22 protein-coding genes are annotated in these 20,154 nt (G+C 47.1%); 11 read left to right on the forward strand and 11 right to left on the reverse strand.

Translation table 11 applies throughout. From position 1 onward, the window contains the following. Nucleotides 1-24 precede the first annotated feature (24 nt). On the reverse strand, nucleotides 25-648 hold the full coding sequence (gmk, locus tag M2374_RS15060; RefSeq protein WP_005122601.1) for a guanylate kinase: 624 nt from the start codon (nucleotides 646-648) through the stop codon (nucleotides 25-27). 261 nt (nucleotides 649-909) lie between these two features. Between gmk and ligB the strand changes: the two genes are divergently transcribed. After that, on the forward strand, nucleotides 910-2,589 hold the full coding sequence (ligB, locus tag M2374_RS15065) for an NAD-dependent DNA ligase LigB (RefSeq protein WP_181490807.1): 1,680 nt from the start codon (nucleotides 910-912) through the stop codon (nucleotides 2,587-2,589). Here the strand turns inward: ligB and M2374_RS15070 are convergent. Continuing rightward, nucleotides 2,586-3,203: a trimeric intracellular cation channel family protein gene (locus tag M2374_RS15070; protein WP_096759068.1), complete on the reverse strand. Its 618-nt coding sequence runs from the start codon at nucleotides 3,201-3,203 to the stop codon at nucleotides 2,586-2,588. The two genes, ligB and M2374_RS15070, sit on opposite strands and share 4 nt — an antisense overlap. Nucleotides 3,204-3,462: 259 nt before the next feature. After that, the gene (locus tag M2374_RS15075; protein WP_096759071.1) at nucleotides 3,463-4,326 is read right to left on the reverse strand and encodes a YicC/YloC family endoribonuclease; all 864 of its coding nucleotides are present in this window, start codon (nucleotides 4,324-4,326) and stop codon (nucleotides 3,463-3,465) included. A 125-nt stretch (nucleotides 4,327-4,451) separates the two neighbouring features. On the opposite strand from M2374_RS15075, the gene rph reads away from it, so the two are divergent. Both rph and pyrE read left to right on the forward strand, forming a co-directional pair. After that, a complete protein-coding gene (gene rph / locus M2374_RS15080; protein WP_115257161.1) occupies nucleotides 4,452-5,168 on the forward strand; it encodes a ribonuclease PH in 717 nt (238 codons plus the stop codon). A 64-nt stretch (nucleotides 5,169-5,232) separates the two neighbouring features. Next, nucleotides 5,233-5,874, forward strand: coding sequence for an orotate phosphoribosyltransferase (gene pyrE, locus M2374_RS15085; RefSeq protein ID WP_115257162.1), 642 nt, complete (start codon nucleotides 5,233-5,235; stop codon nucleotides 5,872-5,874). A gap of 89 nt (nucleotides 5,875-5,963) precedes the next feature. Here pyrE and slmA read toward each other — a convergent pair whose 3' ends face one another. The 3 genes from slmA to coaBC all read right to left on the reverse strand — a co-directional run bounded on the left by slmA (nucleotide 5,964) and on the right by coaBC (nucleotide 8,333). After that, on the reverse strand, nucleotides 5,964-6,560 hold the full coding sequence (gene slmA / locus M2374_RS15090; protein ID WP_096759074.1) for a nucleoid occlusion factor SlmA: 597 nt from the start codon (nucleotides 6,558-6,560) through the stop codon (nucleotides 5,964-5,966). A gap of 116 nt (nucleotides 6,561-6,676) precedes the next feature. After that, nucleotides 6,677-7,135 (reverse strand): dUTP diphosphatase, encoded by a 459-nt coding sequence (gene dut, locus M2374_RS15095; protein WP_003827259.1) that lies wholly within the window; start codon nucleotides 7,133-7,135, stop codon nucleotides 6,677-6,679. Continuing rightward, nucleotides 7,113-8,333, reverse strand: coding sequence for a bifunctional phosphopantothenoylcysteine decarboxylase/phosphopantothenate--cysteine ligase CoaBC (gene coaBC, locus M2374_RS15100; RefSeq protein WP_137399949.1), 1,221 nt, complete (start codon nucleotides 8,331-8,333; stop codon nucleotides 7,113-7,115). Before coaBC ends, dut begins: the two co-directional genes overlap by 23 nt. 169 nt (nucleotides 8,334-8,502) lie before the next feature. Between coaBC and radC the strand changes: the two genes are divergently transcribed. From radC to mutM, 4 genes are all read left to right on the forward strand, one after another. Continuing rightward, on the forward strand, nucleotides 8,503-9,168 hold the full coding sequence (gene radC, locus M2374_RS15105; protein ID WP_096759076.1) for a DNA repair protein RadC: 666 nt from the start codon (nucleotides 8,503-8,505) through the stop codon (nucleotides 9,166-9,168). Between the two features lie 275 nt (nucleotides 9,169-9,443). Then, nucleotides 9,444-9,680 (forward strand): 50S ribosomal protein L28, encoded by a 237-nt coding sequence (gene rpmB, locus M2374_RS15110; protein ID WP_003024071.1) that lies wholly within the window; start codon nucleotides 9,444-9,446, stop codon nucleotides 9,678-9,680. Nucleotides 9,681-9,700: 20 nt separating this feature from the next. Next, nucleotides 9,701-9,868 carry a 50S ribosomal protein L33 gene (gene rpmG / locus M2374_RS15115; RefSeq protein ID WP_003024094.1) on the forward strand — a complete coding sequence of 56 codons (168 nt, stop codon included), beginning with the start codon at nucleotides 9,701-9,703 and terminating at the stop codon, nucleotides 9,866-9,868. A 98-nt stretch (nucleotides 9,869-9,966) separates the two neighbouring features. Further along, complete coding sequence (mutM, locus tag M2374_RS15120; protein ID WP_115257164.1) at nucleotides 9,967-10,776, forward strand: bifunctional DNA-formamidopyrimidine glycosylase/DNA-(apurinic or apyrimidinic site) lyase; 810 nt, start codon at nucleotides 9,967-9,969, stop codon at nucleotides 10,774-10,776. A gap of 14 nt (nucleotides 10,777-10,790) precedes the next feature. On the opposite strand, the gene coaD is transcribed toward mutM, so the two are convergent. Both coaD and waaA read right to left on the reverse strand, forming a co-directional pair. Next, a complete protein-coding gene (gene coaD, locus M2374_RS15125; protein ID WP_115257165.1) occupies nucleotides 10,791-11,270 on the reverse strand; it encodes a pantetheine-phosphate adenylyltransferase in 480 nt (159 codons plus the stop codon). Nucleotides 11,271-11,278: 8 nt separating this feature from the next. Beyond that, a complete protein-coding gene (gene waaA, locus M2374_RS15130; protein WP_115257166.1) occupies nucleotides 11,279-12,556 on the reverse strand; it encodes a lipid IV(A) 3-deoxy-D-manno-octulosonic acid transferase in 1,278 nt (425 codons plus the stop codon). Between the two features lie 412 nt (nucleotides 12,557-12,968). Here waaA and M2374_RS15135 point away from each other — a divergent pair, with 412 nt between their 5' ends. The 4 genes from M2374_RS15135 to M2374_RS15150 are packed head-to-tail and all read left to right on the forward strand — an operon-like array spanning nucleotide 12,969 to nucleotide 16,973. Then, entirely contained in the window at nucleotides 12,969-14,093 is a 1,125-nt protein-coding gene (locus tag M2374_RS15135; RefSeq protein ID WP_174361299.1) for a glycosyltransferase family 4 protein, read from the forward strand. Further along, nucleotides 14,086-14,883 carry a lipopolysaccharide core heptose(I) kinase RfaP gene (gene rfaP, locus M2374_RS15140; RefSeq protein WP_181688631.1) on the forward strand — a complete coding sequence of 266 codons (798 nt, stop codon included), beginning with the start codon at nucleotides 14,086-14,088 and terminating at the stop codon, nucleotides 14,881-14,883. Before M2374_RS15135 ends, rfaP begins: the two co-directional genes overlap by 8 nt. A 30-nt stretch (nucleotides 14,884-14,913) precedes the next feature. Continuing rightward, a complete protein-coding gene (locus M2374_RS15145; protein ID WP_181688632.1) occupies nucleotides 14,914-15,933 on the forward strand; it encodes a glycosyltransferase in 1,020 nt (339 codons plus the stop codon). Between the two features lie 47 nt (nucleotides 15,934-15,980). Further along, on the forward strand, nucleotides 15,981-16,973 hold the full coding sequence (locus M2374_RS15150) for a glycosyltransferase (protein ID WP_181218494.1): 993 nt from the start codon (nucleotides 15,981-15,983) through the stop codon (nucleotides 16,971-16,973). A gap of 27 nt (nucleotides 16,974-17,000) precedes the next feature. On the opposite strand, the gene M2374_RS15155 is transcribed toward M2374_RS15150, so the two are convergent. The 3 genes from M2374_RS15155 to M2374_RS15165 are packed head-to-tail and all read right to left on the reverse strand — an operon-like array spanning nucleotide 17,001 to nucleotide 20,013. After that, a complete protein-coding gene (locus M2374_RS15155; RefSeq protein WP_181218496.1) occupies nucleotides 17,001-17,945 on the reverse strand; it encodes a glycosyltransferase family 8 protein in 945 nt (314 codons plus the stop codon). Beyond that, a complete protein-coding gene (gene rfaQ, locus M2374_RS15160; RefSeq protein WP_181688633.1) occupies nucleotides 17,946-19,001 on the reverse strand; it encodes a lipopolysaccharide core heptosyltransferase RfaQ in 1,056 nt (351 codons plus the stop codon). A gap of 1 nt (nucleotide 19,002) precedes the next feature. Then, nucleotides 19,003-20,013: a glycosyltransferase gene (locus M2374_RS15165; protein WP_181688634.1), complete on the reverse strand. Its 1,011-nt coding sequence runs from the start codon at nucleotides 20,011-20,013 to the stop codon at nucleotides 19,003-19,005. Nucleotides 20,014-20,154 lie beyond the last annotated feature (141 nt).

Consider the following 20,154-nt stretch of genomic DNA (forward strand, 5'->3'; position numbering starts at 1 on the left):
CTGGGCATGATACTGAATGTGGGTTCAGTCTGCCAACAGTTTGCTGATTAAAGCGTCATGGCGCTGCTTTTGGCGGCTCATGCGCAGACGTTCGGCGCGAATGATCGTTTTCAAATCGCCCAGGGCAGTATCAAAATCATCATTCACAATCAGATAATCATATTCGGCGTAATGGCTCATTTCTGCAACAGCTTGTGCCATACGTTTTGCGATCACTTCTTCGCTATCCTGACCACGCCCACGAAGGCGACGGTCCAGTTCAATCTTAGAAGGCGGCAAAATAAAAATACTGCGTGCATGCGGCATTTTTTCACGAATTTGCTGCGCACCTTGCCAGTCGATATCTAAAAAGACATCTACGCCCGATGCCAGTACTTGCTCAATTGCCTCACGCGAGGTGCCGTAGTAATTGCCGAATACCTCTGCGTGTTCCAGAAACGCATCTCTGCCAATCATGGTCCTGAATTCATCATGGTTCACAAAGAAATAGTGTTCACCATGCACTTCCCCCGGGCGCGGTGCGCGCGTGGTGTGCGAAACAGAAACCTGGGTGTCATACAACGGTTGGGTCTTTAATAAAGCCTGAATCAGGCTGGATTTACCCGCGCCACTGGGGGCAGAAACAATATAAAGCGTGCCTTGAGCCATGAGTATCTTATGTATGTGATTGTCGAAAGAGAGCCTACATACGGGCTTATTATACACGTAGCCGCTATACGACGTAGTCTTTGTCACACTTTTTGCGCAGGATTATTGCGTTTTGCGTATCTTTTTCCTGTTTTATCGCAGAGTTGCTGCAACAAGTAAAAATGACCGGAAAGCTCCTCGCAGGATGGCTTTTTACCACTCGGATTCTCTACCGCTTCGCGCTATACCTGCCGCGTAATACAACCTACAGCGGAGGTAGTGATGGCAATAAGGAAATACATGGTGCTGATTTTGCTGCTAGTGCACTTACCCGTATGGGCTTTGTGCCCGGTCTGGTCGCCAGCCAGGGCTCATGAAGAAATTTCACAGCTACAACAGCAGATAACCCAGTGGGATGCCAGCTACTGGCAGCAGGGGGTCAGTGCTGTAGACGATGGCGTTTATGACCAACTCAATGCGCAATTACGGCAGTGGCAGCGCTGTTTTGATGAGAAGCCTCAAACCGAGGTGCCTGCCCCACCGATTAGCGGGACGATATCGCATCCCATTCCCCATACCGGTGTCCGTAAACTTGCAGATAAACCCGCGATACAGCAATGGTTACGTAACCGCAGCGATGTATGGGTACAACCGAAGGTCGATGGGGTTGCGGTGACGTTGGTTTATAAGGATGGCAGTCTTGTCAGGGCGATTAGTCGCGGAAATGGCCTTAAAGGAGAAGACTGGACCCAGAAGGTTCGTCGGATCCCATCCATACCGCAGACAACTAAAGGTCTGCTGGCGAACAGCACCTTACAGGGTGAAATATTTCTACAGCAGGAGGGGCATATCCAGCAAAAGAGAGGCGGAATGAACGCCCGCTCGAAGGTGGCAGGAATGCTGATGCGTCAGGGTAATTCAGAGTCACTACACTCCCTGGCTGTTTTCATCTGGGCCTGGCCTGATGGCCCAGAGGCGATGCAGGAAAGGCTCACGCTGCTCGCTGATGCGGGGTTCGGTTTTACGCAACACTATACTCAGCCCGTGAATAATGCAGATGAGGTCGAGCGTGCCCGTACACATTGGTGGACTTCCACATTGCCTTTCGTGACGGATGGTGTGGTGGTGCGCATGGGAAAAGAGCCGCCAGCGCGAAACTGGTTACCCGGACAGGGTGATTGGGTGGTGGCCTGGAAATATTCTCCGGTCGCTCGCGTGTCCGAGGTCATGGATATTCAGTTTTCTGTCGGTAAAAGTGGGAAAGTTGCCGTGGTCGCCCTACTGGCTCCTGTCATGCTGGATGATAAACGGGTACAGCGTGTCAACGTCGGCTCTGTAAGACGCTGGAATGAATGGGATATTGCCCCAGGCGATCACCTCCTGATAAGCCTGGCCGGACAGGGCATTCCTCGCATCGATGAAGTTGTCTGGCGCGGTACTCAACGTACTAAACCTACGCCCCCAGAGGGGCACTTCAATTCATTGACCTGTTTTTATGCTACGCCTGAGTGTCAGCAACAGTTTGTTGCCCGACTGGTCTGGCTGAGTGCAAAAGAGGTGCTGGATCTTGAGGGTATCGGCGAGGCGGGATGGCGGGAACTCCATCAGGCGTATCGCTTTGAACATATCTTTTCGTGGCTGGCATTAACCCCAGAGCAATTACAGTCCGCGCTTGGGGTAAGCAAGGGAGAGAAGTTGTGGCATCAATTCAATCTGTCACGGCAGCGTCCTTTTACTCGCTGGCTAATCGCCATGGGCATACCGTTAACACAGGTAACACTTAACGCCAGTCACGAGAGTTCCTGGCGGCAATTACAGGCGTGCGATGAGAGCCATTGGCGCCAGCTTCCCTCCACGGGGGAGCGTCGTGCCAGGCAGGTGATTCAATGGCGGGATAATCGGCAAGTCAACGCACTAAGTAACTGGTTAGCCGCTCAGCGCGTTACCGGATTTATACCTTAATGACCTTCATGGTGATAATAGAACACCGGCAGCCCTAGCTTCAGGCGCAGCGCCAATAATCGCGCGGTAAAACCGAATAGCAGGGTGGAGATAACGACCACATCGTGGTTGGAAACATAATGTTGTAGCACGATGTACAGCACGGCAGCGGCAAATGACACCCCGGCATACAGTTCTTTCTGGAACACCAGCGGAATGCGTTTGCAGAACATATCGCGCAATACGCCACCAAAGACACCGGTGGTGACTGCTGCTACAACGGCAATGATTGGTCCATGTCCCATATCAAGTGCAACCTGTGCGCCGATAATCGAGAACACCACCAGGCCTAGTGCATCCAGTACGAGGAAAATCTTGCGCAGGTAGGGCATGACGGGAGCAATAATTGTGGTTAGCACCGCGGCGGTCGCCACAATAATGACGTACTCAGGATGTTTCACCCAGCCGAGAGGATAATGGCCGAGAAGAATATCACGGACGGACCCGCCGCCAATGGCGGTCGCGGTGGCAATAATAATAACGCCAAATGTATCCATGCGACGACGGCCTGCCGCCAGTGCACCCGTCATGGCTTCAGCAGTGATGCCAATTAAGTATAAAACGTGTAACAGCATGTATTCCCCCTGATTTCTTGGGGGCTAAGGTTAGCGATTTGTGCTCGTTGTCACGATTGAGATTTTCTAAGGCGAAGTGGTTTTAATAACTACAGCTAATGCAAATTTACTAAGCATGCCAGATGGTATGCACTTTAAGCTTTAAAAACTGAGCATAGATGATGAGAAAATATAATTCGAAGTGGCGATAAAATAAGCGGATAGTTGAAAAGCAGGCGTAGCACCGCCATTTTATCGACGGGCTACGTGAGGAGATGACCTATTCGATGTTCTGAATCTGCTCGCGCATTTGCTCGATCAATACCTTCAGCTCAATGGCTGAGTTAGTCACTTCGGCATTGATGGATTTAGAGGCGAGGGTGTTCGATTCACGGTTGAATTCCTGCATCATAAAGTCCAGACGACGGCCGACCGCCTCTTTTTTCTTCAGGATGTTGTAGGTTTCTTTAACGTGGGCTTCCAGACGATCTAATTCTTCCGCCACATCGATACGCTGCGCCATCAGCACCAGCTCTTGTTCAAGACGGTTATTTTCCAGCTGAACCTGTGCGTCTTCGAGTTTGGCAACCAGACGTTCACGCTGCCACTGCAGGATTTCCGGCATATGCGCGCGGACTTTCGCCACTTCGGTGCTGACGCCTTCCAGACGTTGTTCGATTAACGCTTTTAGCGCCTGGCCTTCGGTTTCACGTGCGACAATAAAGTCGTCCAGCGTGCCATCGAGCGCGGCAAGGATCTCTGCGGCAATAGCGTCCAGGTCTTGTTCCTGGGCCGCCATGACACCCGGCCAGCGCAGGATATCAACCGGATTAATTTCGCCTTCATCGCTCTGCATCTTGACCCAGTTTGCGGCGGTGACGAGCTGTTTAGCGAGTTTTTCATTCAGGAGCAACTCACCTTGCGCGCTGGCATCAGGCTCAAAACGCAGCGTACATTCGATTTTACCGCGTGTCAGACGCGTGCGGATGCGTTCGCGTACAACAGGCTCAAGACTACGGAACTGTTCCGGCAGGCGAAAATAGGTTTCCAGATAACGCTGGTTTACCGAGCGCATTTCCCAGGTAGCGCTACCCCATTCACCCTTGATTTCACGCCGGGCGTAGGCGGTCATGCTGCGGATCATAGACGTTCCTGTTTTTGAAGATGAGATGGGAGGATTATAGCCATCCATGTCTTGTCAGGATAGGAATAACCGTCGGAACTCCGTATAATGCGCAGCCACATTCGTTTCAAGCCGGAGATTTTATCATGCGTCCAGCAGGTCGTAGTGCCAACCAGGTGCGTCCCGTCACCCTGACCCGTAATTATACAAAACACGCTGAAGGCTCCGTGCTGGTCGAATTTGGTGATACCAAAGTACTGTGCACCGCTTCGATTGATGAAGGCGTGCCGCGCTTTCTGAAGGGCCAGGGGCAAGGCTGGATCACCGCAGAATATGGCATGTTACCGCGTGCGACTCATACCCGTAACGCACGTGAAGCGGCGAAAGGTAAGCAGGGCGGCCGTACCATGGAAATTCAGCGTCTGATCGCGCGTGCGCTGCGCGCCGCCGTTGACCTGAAAACGCTTGGCGAATTCACCATCACCCTGGACTGCGACGTGATTCAGGCAGACGGCGGTACCCGTACTGCATCCATTACCGGTGCTTGTGTTGCGCTGGCTGATGCGCTGAACAAACTGGTTGCCAGCGGTAAGCTGAAAACCAACCCAATGAAAGGGATGGTTGCTGCGGTGTCCGTGGGTATTGTGAATGGCGAAGCGCTCTGCGATTTAGAGTACGTTGAAGACTCTGCGGCAGAAACCGACATGAACGTGGTGATGACCGAAGATGGTCGCATTATTGAAGTGCAGGGCACGGCGGAAGGCGAACCGTTCAGCCATGAAGAACTTCTCACCCTACTGGCACTGGCCCGAGGGGGAATTGAATCCATCATAACGACGCAGAAGGCGGCGTTAGAAAATTAATTTTAAAGGCGACTGATGAGTCGCTTTTTTTTGTCTGTTATAAAGTGAGATGAGGAGCGAATCCATGAAACCGTATCAGCGCCAGTTTATTGAGTTTGCGCTTAGCAAGCAGGTACTAAAGTTCGGCGAGTTTACGCTGAAATCCGGGCGTAAGAGCCCCTATTTCTTCAACGCTGGACTGTTTAATACCGGGCGTGACCTGGCACTGTTAGGCCGTTTTTATGCCGAAGCGCTGGTGGATTCCGGTATTGATTTCGATTTGCTGTTTGGCCCGGCGTACAAAGGTATTCCTATTGCCACAACGACCGCCGTTGCGCTGGCAGAACACCACGATAAAGATTTGCCGTACTGCTTTAACCGTAAAGAGGCGAAAACCCACGGCGAAGGCGGTAACCTGGTCGGCAGCGCATTGCAGGGCCGTGTGATGCTGGTGGATGATGTGATCACCGCCGGTACGGCGATTCGTGAGTCGATGGAGATAATCCAGGCGAATGGTGCGATGTTAGCTGGGGTTCTGATTTCTCTCGATCGTCAGGAACGGGGTCGTGGTGAGATTTCCGCTATCCAGGAGGTGGAGCGTGATTATGGGTGCAAGGTCATTTCAATCATTACCCTGAAAGACTTGATTGCGTATCTGGAAGAGAAGCCGGAGATGGCGGAACATCTGGCCGCAGTGCGGGCGTATCGCGAAACGTACGGCGTATAATCAGAACTGCCGGATGGTGCTACGCTTATCCGGCCTACGCACTTTCTGTAGACCCGGTAAGCGTAGTAGCGCCACCGGGCAATCAGCGATTACTGCAATTGTGCGACTATCAGCGGCCAGCGGATGTCAAAATCGTCCGTTGGACGGTATTTAAATTCGCTGCGCACAAAACGAGACAGCATACCTTCACAGAAAGCCAGTAACTGGCTGGCCAGCAGCGTTTCATCCATGGCGTAACCTTCACCTTCACGCATCCGTTTTTCTCGCAGAACCTGGCGCAGCTGGGCCTCGATGCGTTCAAACAACTGATTAATGCGGCCCTGCAGACGATCTTGCTCAAACATCAGTGCGTGACCGGTCAGAATACGCGTCAGGCCGGGGTTACGTTCACCGAACCCTAAAATCAGCAACACGATCAGACGCAGGCGTGCGCCGGTGTCTTTTTCATCTTTCAAAATCAGGTTGATACGGGTAATCAGACTATCTTCGATAAACTCAATCAGGCTATCGAACATGCGGGTCTTGCTGGGAAAATGGCGATACAATGCCGCTTCGGAAACGCCAACAGAGGCTGCCAGTTTTGCTGTCGTAATGCGTTGGCTTCCATCGCTGGATTCCAGCATCAGCGCCAGAGACTGAAGTATTTCTTCGCGACGATTCCTTTTCGCAGTTTGCTTTTCTACCATGTTACAAAATACCCCTGAAAATAAGCACTTGCCAGGCAGGCATCCACACAGCGACCGCAAACAACTGTTTGCGGTATGTTATTGCGTTATTACGCTGTGGGATACTTCTCTACGGGTTACTTGCGCCCGGAATGGCCGAAGCCGCCTTCGCCACGATCGGTGGCTTCAAATTCTTCCACCAGATTAAATTCAGCCTGCACGACCGGCACAAAGACCATCTGTGCAATACGCTCACCCGGCTCGATAGTGAAGCTGTCCTGGCCACGGTTCCAGACAGATACCATCAGTTGGCCCTGATAATCGGAGTCAATCAAGCCGACCAGGTTGCCGAGGACGATACCGTGCTTATGGCCCAACCCGGAGCGTGGAAGCATTACCGCCGCCAGCGAAGGGTCGGCGATATGAATGGCTAACCCGGTTGGCACCAGCGTCGTTGCGCCCGGAGCCAGTTCTACGGCGTCATCAAGACATGCGCGCAGGTCAAGTCCGGCAGAGCCAGAGGTGGCGTACGTCGGGAGCGGAAATTGTTGCCCTACGCGTGGGTCCAGAATCTTAACGTCGATTTTTTTCATCATAACGGGTCACGATCTCGTCGAGTAATAATTGGCCCAGGAGTTCTTTACGCTCAAGCGGTAAGACTTTATCTCCATCCTGCCAGAAAAGGTGTAATGCGTTGCTGTCGCTGTTAAATCCTTGAGTAGATAGTGAAACATCGTTTGCACAAATCACATCAAGGTTTTTGCGGATACGTTTTTGCCGGGCATATTCTTCCACATTATTTGTTTCGGCGGCAAACCCAACGACAAAAGGACGATTAGCATTGAGTGCGGCAACCCCGGCGATAATATCCGGGTTTTTGACCATTTTTACTGTGAATTCATCACCCTGCGTCGCCTGCTTTTTGATTTTTTCATGGGCTACGGTTTCTGCGCGATAATCAGCGACGGCGGCACAGCCAATAAAAATATGCTGTTGCTGTACGACTGATTGCACGGCAGCTTCCATTTCGAGCGCCGTAACGACATCAATACGCTGCACCAAAGGCGGCGTGGCTAATGACACGGGACCTGACACTAGCGTGACATTAGCGCCGCGCTTTGCTGCCGCAGCGGCGATGGCGAAACCCATCTTTCCGGAACTGTGGTTAGAAATGTAGCGCACCGGATCAAGCGGCTCGCGTGTTGGGCCAGCCGTAATCATGATGTTGAGGTGTTGTAGGGAATTGACAGGTGAAAAATGTTCCGCCGCCATATCCACAATGGTTAACGGATCCAGCATACGGCCAGGGCCAACATCGCCACAGGCCTGGTTGCCGCTGTCGGGTCCCCAAATGAGCAAGCCACGTGACGCGAGAACGCCGAGATTGTGCTGTGTTGCGGCGGCGCGGTACATCTGCTGGTTCATGGCCGGTAAGACGGCAACAGGCGCAGGCGTTGCCAGGCAGATCGTTGACACCAGATCGTTGGCCATGCCAGCGGCAACACGCGCAATCAAATCAGCCGTGGCGGGGGCCAGGATAACTAAATCGGCCCATTTCCCGAGTTCAATATGACCCATCGCAGCTTCTGCTGCGGGGTCAAGCAAGCTGTCGGAAACGGGGTAGCCCGAAACCGCCTGTAAGCTCAGGGGCGTAATAAACGCTTTTGCCGCCTCGGTCATTGCCACGCGGACGTCTGCGCCACGTTCCCGTAAACGGCGTACCAGCTCGGGGGTTTTGTATGCAGCAATACCGCCACTGACACCAATTACGATTTTTTTACCGGCCAGGCTCATCATGATCTTTCCTGTTGGATTTCACCAGAAGGCGGATATTTTATCACAATCCTCAATGCGACGTGCTTTTGCCGGGAAGCACTTTGCGAGGCGTCACGAAGAAGTGAAAACAGGACGTCGCTTCATGGCGGGTGTTATGTAACCATTCGCGGGCTAAGGGAGGAGAAGCATGGAAGAGATGGAATGTTCGATGCCCCGGGAAAAAATGATGGCTCTGGGGGTAGATTCGCTGACGGATGTTGAGCTATTGGCACTTTTTTTACGTACCGGTTCGCGAGGGAAAGATGTCCTGACGCTGGCAAAAGAGATACTGCAAAATTTTGGTTCTCTGTATGGTCTGTTATCGGCCGATTACATGGATTTCAGCCAGGTTCAGGGTATTGGCGTGGCGAAGTATGCTCAGCTAAAAGGTATTGCCGAATTGGCAAAGCGTTACTACAACGTGCGCGTGATGGAAGAGCGTTCGCTACTGAGTCCCGAAATGGCGCGTGAGTTCCTGCAAAGCCAGTTCTCGCAAGAGGAACGAGAGATCTTTCTGGTGATCTTTCTTGATGCTCAGCATCGTGTGATTAAACACAGCACACTTTTTTCTGGCACGCTCAGCCATGTCGAGGTACATCCGCGAGAAATTGTCCGTGAGGCGATAAAAATGAATGCGTCGGCGCTGATCCTTGCGCATAATCACCCTTCGGGGTGTGCAGAGCCGAGTAAAGCAGATAAACTTATCACCGAGCGTGTTGTGAAATGCTGTCAGTTCATGGATGTCCGGGTGCTTGATCATCTAGTAATTGGGCGCGGAGAGTACGTTTCTTTTGCGGAACGCGGTTGGATTTAACGCACTTTACGCGATCCATCGGGATCTTTGTCTGTTCGGGACTTGAGCACATCGCTGACTCAGCGTATACTACGCCACCTTTGAGAATCTCGGGTTTGGCATTTGGGCCTGGCAATCGAGAGTTCGCAAATATACGAAATCATTCATTCGGTATCCAACGTTGATGCAGTATGAAAGATTGAGTGTATTGAACTGCGATAACCGGGCTGAGAAGCCTGACGAGGCGCCAATACCCCATACGAAGCTCGAGCTAATTTGATTTTTGGAGAATAGACATGTCCCGAGTCTGCCAAGTTACTGGCAAGCGTCCGGTGACCGGTAACAACCGTTCCCACGCACTGAACGCGACTAAACGCCGTTTCCTGCCTAACCTGCACTCTCACCGTTTTTGGGTTGAGAGCGAGAAGCGTTTTGTCACCCTGCGTGTATCTGCTAAAGGTATGCGTGTTATTGATAAGAAAGGCATCGAAACAGTTCTGTCTGAACTGCGTGCCCGTGGCGAAAAGTACTAAGTACTAAGAGGAAATAAATCATGGCTAAAGGTATTCGTGAGAAAATCAAGCTGGTTTCTTCTGCTGGTACTGGTCACTTCTACACCACCACGAAGAACAAGCGTACTAAGCCGGAAAAACTGGAACTGAAAAAATTCGATCCAGTTGTCCGTCAGCACGTTTTATACAAAGAAGCGAAAATCAAATAATTTTCGCTTTGATGTAAAGAAAAACCCTGCCTCGGCGGGGTTTTTTGTTTTCTGGCCGTCCCCATATTAATGAGACCTGATACACCGCCGGAGATGCTATGCCTGAATTACCTGAAGTCGAAACCAGTCGCCGTGGTATTGAGCCGCATCTCGTTGGGGCAACGATTCTGCACGCCATTGTGCGTAATGGGCGTCTGCGTTGGCCGGTATCAGAAGAAATCTATCGTCTTAGTGATAAGCCTGTGCTTAGCGTACAACGTCGTGCGAAGTATCTGCTTTTAGAGCTAGCGGATGGCTGGATTATCATTCATCTGGGCATGTCAGGCAGTTTACGTATTCTTCCTGAAGAACGCCCGGCAGAAAAACACGACCATGTGGATTTGGTGATGAGCAATGGCAAAGTCCTACGCTATACCGATCCCCGGCGGTTTGGGGCGTGGCTATGGACCAAAGAACTGGCGGGACACAATGTTCTCGCGCATCTTGGCCCGGAGCCGCTGAGCGATGATTTCAACGCCAGTTATCTCCAGCAGAAATGCGCGAAGAAGAAAACGGCGATTAAACCCTGGCTGATGGACAACAAGTTAGTGGTGGGGGTTGGCAACATCTATGCCAGCGAGTCGCTGTTTGCGGCTGGTATCCATCCTGACCGCCTGGCATCGTCGCTGTCGGTATCTGAGTGTGAGCTGTTGGTGCGCGTTATCAAGGCGGTTTTGCTTCGCTCTATCGAGCAAGGGGGAACGACGCTGAAGGATTTTCTGCAAAGTGACGGCAAGCCGGGCTATTTTGCCCAGGAGTTGCAAGTCTATGGGCGTGAAGGTGAGCCTTGCCGTGCATGTGGCGCGCCGATCGTTGCGACAAAACATGCACAGCGAACGACATTCTACTGCCGTCGCTGCCAGAAATAGCGTAGATAACGCCTTTACTTCAGCTTGACCATTAACGCCTGGTGCACGTTCGCCGGTAAAAAGTGGGTCACGTCCCCCTGATGGCGGGCGACTTCTTTAACCAGCGATGATGAGATAAATGACCATTCTTTGGAAGGCATCAAAAAGACGCTTTCCAGCTGCGGCATCAGGTGGCGATTCATGTGCGCCAACTGCATTTCATACTCAAAATCTGCCACGGCACGCAGCCCACGAATCAGAACATTTGCCTGTTTATCGCGGGCGAAGTTTGCCATTAAGTCGCTAAACCCCAGTACTTCGACATTGTCGAGATGCGCCGTTGCCTGCTGTGCCAGCTCAACACGCTCTTCCAGAGTAAACATCGGTTTTTTACTGGGACTTGCGGCAATCGCCAGAATCACGTGATCGAACATGCTTGTTGCACGCGTCACGATATCGATATGGCCGTTAGTAATGGGATCGAAGGTTCCTGGATAAATTGCCCGTTTTTGCATGACAACCCTCAGTGCGTTTTGGGTGGCAGGTAAGGTTCCAGCAGCTGCAGCAGACGCTGTAGCGCGCCCTGGTTTTGATACAGAACTTCAACTGCATGACGACCATAGAAATTACGATAATCTGCATCGGTCAGCAACGACGAGATCTCTTTCACCAACGTGGTGGTATCGGTGACGGTGATCAATCCACTTGCCTGCTCAAGTCGGGCGCAAATATCTTTAAAATTAAAAGTATGTGGTCCCATCAGTACGGGAATCGCATGCGCAGCAGCTTCTAATGGGTTATGACCCCCACGTTCAACCAGTGAGCCGCCGACGAACGCCAGGTCGGCAATGCCGTACAGCAGCATCAGTTCGCCCATCGTATCGCCAATAACCACCTGAGTACCTGAAGACGGGACTTCTCCCGAGGACCGTGTGGTATAGCTTAGCCCAGCCTGGCGTACGAGGTTAATGGCATCCGGAAAACGTTCCGGATGTCGTGGAACCAGAATCAGTAACAGATTCGGGAACTGATTTAATAATGCCTGATGCGCGGCGACGATAATGCTTTCTTCACCATCGTGTGTGCTGGTAGCAATCCATACCGGGCGATGTGGTGCCCACTGGCGACGTAACGTGATCGCTTTAGCGGCCAACTGCGGGGTGACGGAAATATCAAATTTTAGACTGCCGGTGACGGTCACCTGATTGCTCTTTGCACCAAGCGTAATAAAGCGTGCACCATCTTCTTCATTTTGTGCGGCAATCAACGTAATACGACGTAGTAATCTGCCAACAAATTTACCCAGTTTCGCGTAGCCTGCGGCCGAACGGGCGGAAAGTCGGGCGTTAGCAATGACCAGAGGAATATGACGTTTGTGGAGTGCCGCGATCAGATTTGGCCACAACTCGGTTTCCATGATTAACACCAGTTTGGGGTCAACTTTGTTCAGGAAACGGTTGAGTGCATCGGGTAAATCGTAAGGTAAATAGACGTGTTGAACGTCAGTACCAAATGCAGACTGGACGCGCTCTGAGCCGGTTGGTGTCATGGTGGTAACCGTGATCGGCAGGTCCGGGTAACGATGTCGCAGGGCGCGGACTAATGGGATCGCCGCCAGTGTTTCGCCCACGGACACAGAATGCAGCATGATGCCGCCTGGCTTTAGTGGACGACGATAAAATCCGTAGCGTTCACCCCAGCGTTTACGGTAGGCCGGAGCCTTACGACCGCGCACCCAAAGCCGTATCCAGATCAAGGGCTGAATAAGGTAGAAAAGGGCGGTGTAAAGCAATTCGAGCATAATAGTGGCTAACCTAGGGATGTGCTGGGGATTCTATGTATTTAACTGTGGCTTTACCATCATTTTTATCCAGGTTGTACCAAAACGCTTGTGTTGACAAGGCATTGTTATGCCTGGCGGTCGTTTCAAAAAACACCTGCGTCCAATATTAGGGCTTAACTTCTCGTGCGATACGATTTTTACGATGAAATTGAATTTATATTATGTATCTGTTTTTTATAATAAATTTAATTTTTTTGTTCAAAAAACATTCAGTTCGGATTGAGTGATAATCAATGATATACTATTGCGCAATTTCTGGTAGTTTGCGGCCGAAGCATGTGGAGTAATCTTTGGGTAGCGCAAGTAAGGATTACAGTCCCCTTATGTATCTGGCTTGGTATGCCTGGCGACACGATGCGGATATTAATGCATGATCATTGCTTTTTGTTTGTACAAGTATTTTCCTTATGGTGGATTGCAGCGTGATTTTCTGCGGGTTGCGCAGACGGTTGCTGCACGGGGGCATCATGTTCAGGTCTTTACCCAACAATGGCAGGGGGAGCGCCCTGAAGGCTTGGAAATTATACTCGTTCCAGTTACATCCAGAACAAATCATGGGAAAAATGAGCAATATCATCAATGGGTTCAACAGTATTTTAGCCAACATCCTGTTGATCGTGTTGTTGGTTTTAATAAAATGCCTGGGCTGGATGTGTATTATGCAGCCGATGTCTGTTATGCCGAAAAAGTTGCCCGTGAAAAAGGTTTTTTTTACAAGCTGACGCGGCGTTATCGCCATTATGCCTCATTTGAAAAGGCAGTATTTCAGCAAGGTTCTCATACCACATTACTGATGTTAACCAACAAACAAATTGGCGATTTTAAACGTCATTATCATACCGAGAATCCACGTTTTCGTATTTTACCACCGGGTATTTACCCTGACCGAAAGTACAGCCAGCAGCCTGAAAACAGTAGACAGATTGTCAGGGAAAAAAATGATATTGGTCTCGATCAGTTCTTCCTTCTGCAGGTAGGTTCAGATTTCAAGCGTAAAGGTGTGCTGCGTACATTGCAGGCTCTGGCGTCTTTGCCTGAACCTCTACGCCAGCGTACGCGGTTGATGGTCGTCGGTCAGGATAAAGCAGATCGTTACCGTGCTCAGGCTCGCCAATTGGGTATTGAAAAACAAGTACAGTTTTTCTCGGGGCGGGATGATATCTCCGAATTGATGTCTGCTGCGGATTTGTTACTGCATCCTGCTGTTCAGGAAGCTGCTGGGATTGTCTTATTAGAGGCAGTAGTTGCAGGGTTGCCGGTGTTAACCACGGAAGTATGCGGGTATGCTGACTATATCAATGCTGCCCAATGTGGCGTGGTTATTCCTGAACCGTTTGTGCAGAACAACTTGAATTCAGCACTTTTCGATGCGTTGCAAAACAATGAGCAAAGAAGTCGCTGGGCCGGAAATGCACGGCATTTTGCTGATACAGAAGATCTCTATAGTCTGGCTGACAGGGCTGCAGACATCATTTTAGGCATTGAGAATGATTGAATTAAAAGAACCCTTTGCCACGCAGTGGCAGGGAAAAGATCCGTTTACAGAAGTCGCTAAACTGGATGGTGAGGTTTTTCGTGCGTTGGAAACGCGACGTACTCTACGTTTTGAGATGATGGGGAAAGGATATTTTCTTAAATATCATCATGGAACCACGTTCAAAGAAGTGGTGAAAAACCTGATTTCGTTACGTATGCCAGTGCTGGGGGCCGATCGAGAGTGGTTAGCTATTCATCGTTTGCAAGCGTTGAATGTTGATACCATGACCGGGGTGGCGTTTGGACAGAAAGGACTGAATCCATTAGAGCGTACGTCATTTATTATCACTGAAGATCTCTCTCCTGCTATCAGCCTCGAAGATTTTTGCGCTAGTTGGAGTGTTGAACGCCCTAATTTTGTATTAAAACGGACCATTATCACCCGCGTGGCAGAAATGGTGGGTAAAATGCATCGTGGTGGGGTGAACCATCGTGACTGTTATATGTGTCACTTTTTGCTTCAACAACCTATGCCCTCAAAAATTGAGGATATTAAACTCTCGGTGATCGATCTGCATCGTGCGCAAATACGCCAACATGTACCTCGCCGTTGGCGCAATAAAGATTTGATTGGGCTCTATTTCTCATCACTTGAAATCGGGCTGACATCAAGAGATATCTATCGATTTTTACGTGTTTACTTTGCCATGCCGCTACGTGAAATTTTCCGTCAGGAAGTTAAGTTGTTTGAACAAGCCGTTACGAAAGCGCAAAAAATCAGACAGAGAACAATAAGAAAAGCGCTCTAAAGTACATATTAATTTTGAGGCCATTGCACTATGAACATCGATTTTCAGCAAGTAATTATTCAAAAGCATTTGATTGACAGTTCTACGCACGAAAAGAACAAAAAACTAAATATTGCGTATGGTGTTGATCGTAATTTTTTATTTGGTTCTGGTATCTCGATGACCTCAGTGCTGGTAAATAACCCTGATATTGATATCCACTTCTATATAGCAACAGACTATGTCGATGATGACTATCTGGAAAGTGTAAAACGACTGACACAAATGTACAGTACGACCGTGACTGTCCTTGTTTTCGATAATACTGCATTTCGAAAATTACCGAGCACTAAAGCCTGGACCTATGCAATGTATTATCGCTACTTTGCATTTGAGTATTTAAGCACTGAACTTAGTTCAGTGCTGTACCTTGATGCCGATGTGGTTTGCAAAGGTTCTTTGCGAGAACTTACTGAAATTAATTTTTGTGGGGAATATGCCGCTGTAATCAATGATATTGATGAAGTGCGTATTAAATCCGGTACCAGACTTGGTATTCCTGAGTTGAGTAATGGATATTTTAATTCTGGCGTGGTGTTTGCCAACTTGGTCGTCTGGCGAGAGCAACAACTACTAACTAAAGCCTTTTCTATTTTAGAAAAGCGCCAAAAGGAGCTTCTTTATTTTGATCAAGATGTTCTTAATATATTATTTGTCGGTAATGTGATTTTCCTGAGAAGAGACTTTAACTGTATTTATGGTGTTGATCAGGAACTGAAAAATAAGAATGATGAGATTTACAGAAATTATATCACTGATGATACAGTGTTAATTCATTATGTCGGCGTAACAAAGCCATGGCATATATGGGCTAAATATCCAGTAGCTAAATTTTTTATTGAAGCATATCAGAAATCCGCATGGGCGGAAAAATCTTTATTGAATGCAAATACGGCGAAGTTATATAAACGTAAATCGAGGCATGAAAAAGTGCAGAGAAAATATATTCGATCGGTACTTAGCCATGTTATGTATATAAAGAGTAAAATACAAAGCTCTAAAATACACTGATATTAAAATTAGCAACTTGTGATAGTAAAACTAAATGGGTGTAGCGAATGAAATTTGATTGTCATCAGTCTATAAAGAAAATACTTGATTTTAATCAAGTGCCGACCGAACAAAATGCACAACTCAACATTGCTTGGGGAGTGGATAAGAATTTTATGTTTGGTGCTGCGATCTCGATGACATCAGTACTGTTACATAATAAAGGGTTAAATATACATTTTCACCTTTTTACCGATTATTTGGATGAAGACTATCAGCAAAGAATTGCAAAGTTAGCAGAGCAATATTCTGCGAATATCTCGATTTATGTCATGGATTCTGATGGCCTAAAAATATTACCGAGCGGTCATGCCTGGTCGCATGCAATGTATTTTAGATTCATAGCTTTTGAGTATCTTGGTGAAAAGATAGATTCGATTTTATACATTGATGCTGATGTTATGTGTAAAGGTTCACTCCTTGAATTGACTCAAATTAATATTAGTAATCATGTTGCCGCTGTAGTGAAAGATGTTGATGACAGTCCTGCCAGAGATATCGAGAAAAACAGTGAGTATTTTAATTCAGGCGTTATTTATGCAAATCTAAGAAAGTGGAAAGAGCAGGATTTTATTAATGCAGCGTTTGATATCCTCTTAGATAAGAGCAAGAAACTTTCTTTCCCTGATCAAGATGTTCTAAATATTATTTTTTTGGATAAAGTGATATTTTTACCGAGAAAATTCAATGCTATTTATGGTATTAAACAAGAATTAAAGAGTAAGAATTTGTCACTGTATAAAGAATATATTACGCAAGATACCATTCTTATTCATTATGTTGGTGTCACAAAACCATGGAATTCCTGGGCTAACTACCCTTCTGCAGTGTACTTTGTTGAGGCATGGAAAGCCTCCCCTTGGGCGGATGTTCCCTTGCTGCCAGCCAGAACGCCAAAACAGTATAAAAAGAAATCACGGCATGAAAGGCTACAAGGAAAATATTTCGCTTCAATAATTAGCTATATCGGCTATTTACGTGCAAAGTTACAAAGTAAGTAAAAAAACTCCCGAAAGGGAGTTTTTTATTTAGCGCAGTTTTGTCTTGAGATATTTCATATACCATTTGATCGAAGCGCAGTAATTTCCCCTTTTGGCTTCCTGACGCGAGTAAACCCGATAATCAGTAGGCCTCATTCGCGGGGCATAAGAGCGCATTTCTGTGTTCTGCCATGGTGTGAAATGATGGTAGAAAAGATACAGCTGCTGTGCAAGCCCTGTGTGTTCTTTATACCATGGCTTTCTTCCACCGGTGAAATGGATAATGCGTGGCAGGTTATCTTTTTGATAGAAGAAACTATCTTTCTGTTGATCGTTAAACCAGTTAAACAAAAAATTCCATCGATTATCAATAAATTTGACGTTGCCATCCATTGCAATATTTAGAGCATCTTGATCAAAGTAAGGTAGATTTTTTCCCTGTTCAAATAGTACAGTATTTGCTTTGTTTTCGATGTCGAATTTAATCCAATTCGCGATATTAATATACAAAAAACCGGCATTGAAGTAATGACCTGTACTGAGACCTAGGCGTTTGGCATTTTTTGTATCATGGATATCGAGCGAGTCGTGGCTGGCTGCGCAAATGACGTTACTGATATCAATACTGTTAATATCATTGAGTTTATCAAAACACAGAGTGTCGGCATCTAAATAGATAAAGTGCTCAACTTTATCTTTCAGTAAGCGCGGAACGGCAAGGCGCATATAAGTTGAACGGTTCAGGTGTTTGATTGCAAAGTCATTGTTATATTTTTCAATCTCTTCTTTATCAATATTGATAACCTGAATTTTATCACTGGTGGAGCGTAGCTTATCAATCTCTTCATCAGTGACGTCATAGACAAAAACGAAAAATGACAGGTCTTGTCCTGGGTTGTTCATTATGACGGACATAATGGACACTGCTACATATTCCAGATAGTTGGCATCTGTACAGTAAGCAATATTAATAACGTTATTTTTGTTGCCCATTTATGCCTTCTCATTACCTTTATCAGTGCCACTATCATGAAGTACCATATCGATAGCGTCAATCACGACCTTTTCGGGGATCCATGTTAAATATTTTTCTGATCTGTCGAGCTCATTCCGAGAAGGCATTGGATGATAATCTCCAGCCCAAATCAACACGGCTTTATCTGACCATGGTCTCCATTGTTGATAATTGGTAGCGCCAAACAGGCAGACCTGCGGTGTTCCTAACGCTGCCGCCATGTGCATAGGCGCAGAATCGACCCCGATGTAAAGAACTGCATGGTCGATCAACGCAGCTAGCTGCAGGAAGGTGGTTTGACCCGCCAGTGTTAGGTCAGGAGATGATTTACACAACTCCGCTATGTGTTTTACTTGTTGCTGCTCATTGAGTGCGGGCCCGCAGGTAAGGTAAACATGCAGACCGCGCTGATGCAAATGGTCTATGACATGTGCGAATTTATCATCATCCCAACATTTAAACTCTTGCCTCGCTGTGGGTTGAATAACGACATAGTTTTTTGAAGATAGCGCAGGTAGTTGGGAGGTTAAATGCTGATAGTCTTCTTGGCGATAGCAAAGCGACATTTCTTTCTTTAGTTCTGATTCACCAAAACCAATACCTTTTAAAATGGATAAATTTTGTTCAACAATATGTGTACCAGTGAATGGCGTAACCCATGAAAAAAGGTTGTTCCATAGTTTTTTATCACGTTTAAATGCAATGGAAGGACGATGCAAGGAAGCAATAAGTGCACCAATCGGCCATTGCTCGGTTAAGTTAATGATCAGATCATACTGATTTTTTTTCAGTTGTTGACGTACCGATATGTAATTTTTCGCAGTTGCCAGCAGACCTTTTTTTTTCGCGATAAGATAAAAAGCGTTGATATCTTTATTGGCAGCTAAGATTGCCTTGGTATCTTTATATAGGAGTAGATCAATTTTAGCATTTGGGTAACGTGCTTTAATACTTTCAATTACAGGGGTAATTAACAGAACGTCGCCATAAAATTTAAGTTTGCAAATGAGAACGCGGTCTAGTTTCTTAAACATGTTAAAATCCCTTTCGAACAAGTAAGGTCTTACAGGCGTTTATTATCGTATAGCGTATTTTAGAAATATGCCGGTCAATGTGTGGATATTTCATTTTATAAAATACTTTTTTCTTAATGACTTTCGTATCACAGCATGTAAGTGCATTGTGAATATCATTTATCATGCTTTCGTTATAGCGATAGTAACCTTTTTTCTTACGTAAGAGTTTACGTCCTTCCAGAAAGCAATTAACGATCATTAACGTAGCGATAGTACGCGTTGCACTATTTTCATTGATGTAATTATACATTTTTCGCATAGCAAAAAAGATACTGTCAGCGTCACTGTCGATAATGTTCTCGGTAATGCTTTTATCATTTATCCGGTAGTAATAGAGTTTATTCTCTATTTTTAAAATTTTATGGCATTTGAAATACTGAAATGGGCAAAAGATAACATCTTCATAACGGCGATACTCTTCAAATCTATCTTTACCGATCACATCACGATGAAAAATTTTCGTCATTAAATGCCACTGGCCTGCACGAAATGTTGGTAGCAAAGGGGTGTAGTTATCATCTGCTATAATTATTTCACGTTGTGTGATGGTGCCCACATCGAGACTTCCTTGATATAGGTTATTCATATCCCGGGTTAAGTTGAATTCAACAATATCATATTTCTCGTCCCTTAATTTAGGAAGGAGAATAGAGAAATAATTCGGGCAGACAATATCATCGCTGTCTACGAAACCAATATATCTTCCTGTCGCATGTGCAAGTCCAATGTTGCGGGAAATAGCAACGCCTTGATTTTTTTTACTAATATATTTGAGATTGGTGAAATTATTTTCACGATAAAATGCATTAATGCATTCATCAGATAGATCAGTAGAACCATCATTAACAATGACTAACTCAACTTCATCAGTGATACTTTGATGTATGGATGTCAGCGTAGCCGTAATAAATTCAGCATTATTGTATACAGGTATAATAATGCTCAGTAAATAACCTGAATCGTTAATCATGGCATCGTTCCCTCGTCAGACCCGGTACTAGCATTGCTGCAACACATAACGCTAGCATGCTGCTCAAGGCTTCACCTTTGGCATATAATAATAAATCACTCAAGCCATAGATAGCTATAGCGCCGGATATGACCAACAACA

The sequence above is a fragment of the Citrobacter sp. JUb117 genome (genome assembly GCF_024809055.1).
GTDB lineage: Bacteria > Pseudomonadota > Gammaproteobacteria > Enterobacterales > Enterobacteriaceae > Citrobacter > Citrobacter gillenii.

What these genes read in the sequence shown, in the direction of transcription:
- gmk (WP_005122601.1), bottom strand. Translation starts at nt 648, where the DNA reads ATGGCTCAAGGCACGCTTTATATTGTTTCTGCCCCCAGTGGCGCGGGT.
- ligB (WP_181490807.1), top strand. Translation starts at nt 910, where the DNA reads ATGGCAATAAGGAAATACATGGTGCTGATTTTGCTGCTAGTGCACTTA.
- M2374_RS15070 (WP_096759068.1), bottom strand. Translation starts at nt 3,203, where the DNA reads ATGCTGTTACACGTTTTATACTTAATTGGCATCACTGCTGAAGCCATG.
- M2374_RS15075 (WP_096759071.1), bottom strand. Translation starts at nt 4,326, where the DNA reads ATGATCCGCAGCATGACCGCCTACGCCCGGCGTGAAATCAAGGGTGAA.
- rph (WP_115257161.1), top strand. Translation starts at nt 4,452, where the DNA reads ATGCGTCCAGCAGGTCGTAGTGCCAACCAGGTGCGTCCCGTCACCCTG.
- pyrE (WP_115257162.1), top strand. Translation starts at nt 5,233, where the DNA reads ATGAAACCGTATCAGCGCCAGTTTATTGAGTTTGCGCTTAGCAAGCAG.
- slmA (WP_096759074.1), bottom strand. Translation starts at nt 6,560, where the DNA reads ATGGTAGAAAAGCAAACTGCGAAAAGGAATCGTCGCGAAGAAATACTT.
- dut (WP_003827259.1), bottom strand. Translation starts at nt 7,135, where the DNA reads ATGATGAAAAAAATCGACGTTAAGATTCTGGACCCACGCGTAGGGCAA.
- coaBC (WP_137399949.1), bottom strand. Translation starts at nt 8,333, where the DNA reads ATGAGCCTGGCCGGTAAAAAAATCGTAATTGGTGTCAGTGGCGGTATT.
- radC (WP_096759076.1), top strand. Translation starts at nt 8,503, where the DNA reads ATGGAAGAGATGGAATGTTCGATGCCCCGGGAAAAAATGATGGCTCTG.
- rpmB (WP_003024071.1), top strand. Translation starts at nt 9,444, where the DNA reads ATGTCCCGAGTCTGCCAAGTTACTGGCAAGCGTCCGGTGACCGGTAAC.
- rpmG (WP_003024094.1), top strand. Translation starts at nt 9,701, where the DNA reads ATGGCTAAAGGTATTCGTGAGAAAATCAAGCTGGTTTCTTCTGCTGGT.
- mutM (WP_115257164.1), top strand. Translation starts at nt 9,967, where the DNA reads ATGCCTGAATTACCTGAAGTCGAAACCAGTCGCCGTGGTATTGAGCCG.
- coaD (WP_115257165.1), bottom strand. Translation starts at nt 11,270, where the DNA reads ATGCAAAAACGGGCAATTTATCCAGGAACCTTCGATCCCATTACTAAC.
- waaA (WP_115257166.1), bottom strand. Translation starts at nt 12,556, where the DNA reads ATGCTCGAATTGCTTTACACCGCCCTTTTCTACCTTATTCAGCCCTTG.
- M2374_RS15135 (WP_174361299.1), top strand. Translation starts at nt 12,969, where the DNA reads ATGATCATTGCTTTTTGTTTGTACAAGTATTTTCCTTATGGTGGATTG.
- rfaP (WP_181688631.1), top strand. Translation starts at nt 14,086, where the DNA reads ATGATTGAATTAAAAGAACCCTTTGCCACGCAGTGGCAGGGAAAAGAT.
- M2374_RS15145 (WP_181688632.1), top strand. Translation starts at nt 14,914, where the DNA reads ATGAACATCGATTTTCAGCAAGTAATTATTCAAAAGCATTTGATTGAC.
- M2374_RS15150 (WP_181218494.1), top strand. Translation starts at nt 15,981, where the DNA reads ATGAAATTTGATTGTCATCAGTCTATAAAGAAAATACTTGATTTTAAT.
- M2374_RS15155 (WP_181218496.1), bottom strand. Translation starts at nt 17,945, where the DNA reads ATGGGCAACAAAAATAACGTTATTAATATTGCTTACTGTACAGATGCC.
- rfaQ (WP_181688633.1), bottom strand. Translation starts at nt 19,001, where the DNA reads ATGTTTAAGAAACTAGACCGCGTTCTCATTTGCAAACTTAAATTTTAT.
- M2374_RS15165 (WP_181688634.1), bottom strand. Translation starts at nt 20,013, where the DNA reads ATGATTAACGATTCAGGTTATTTACTGAGCATTATTATACCTGTATAC.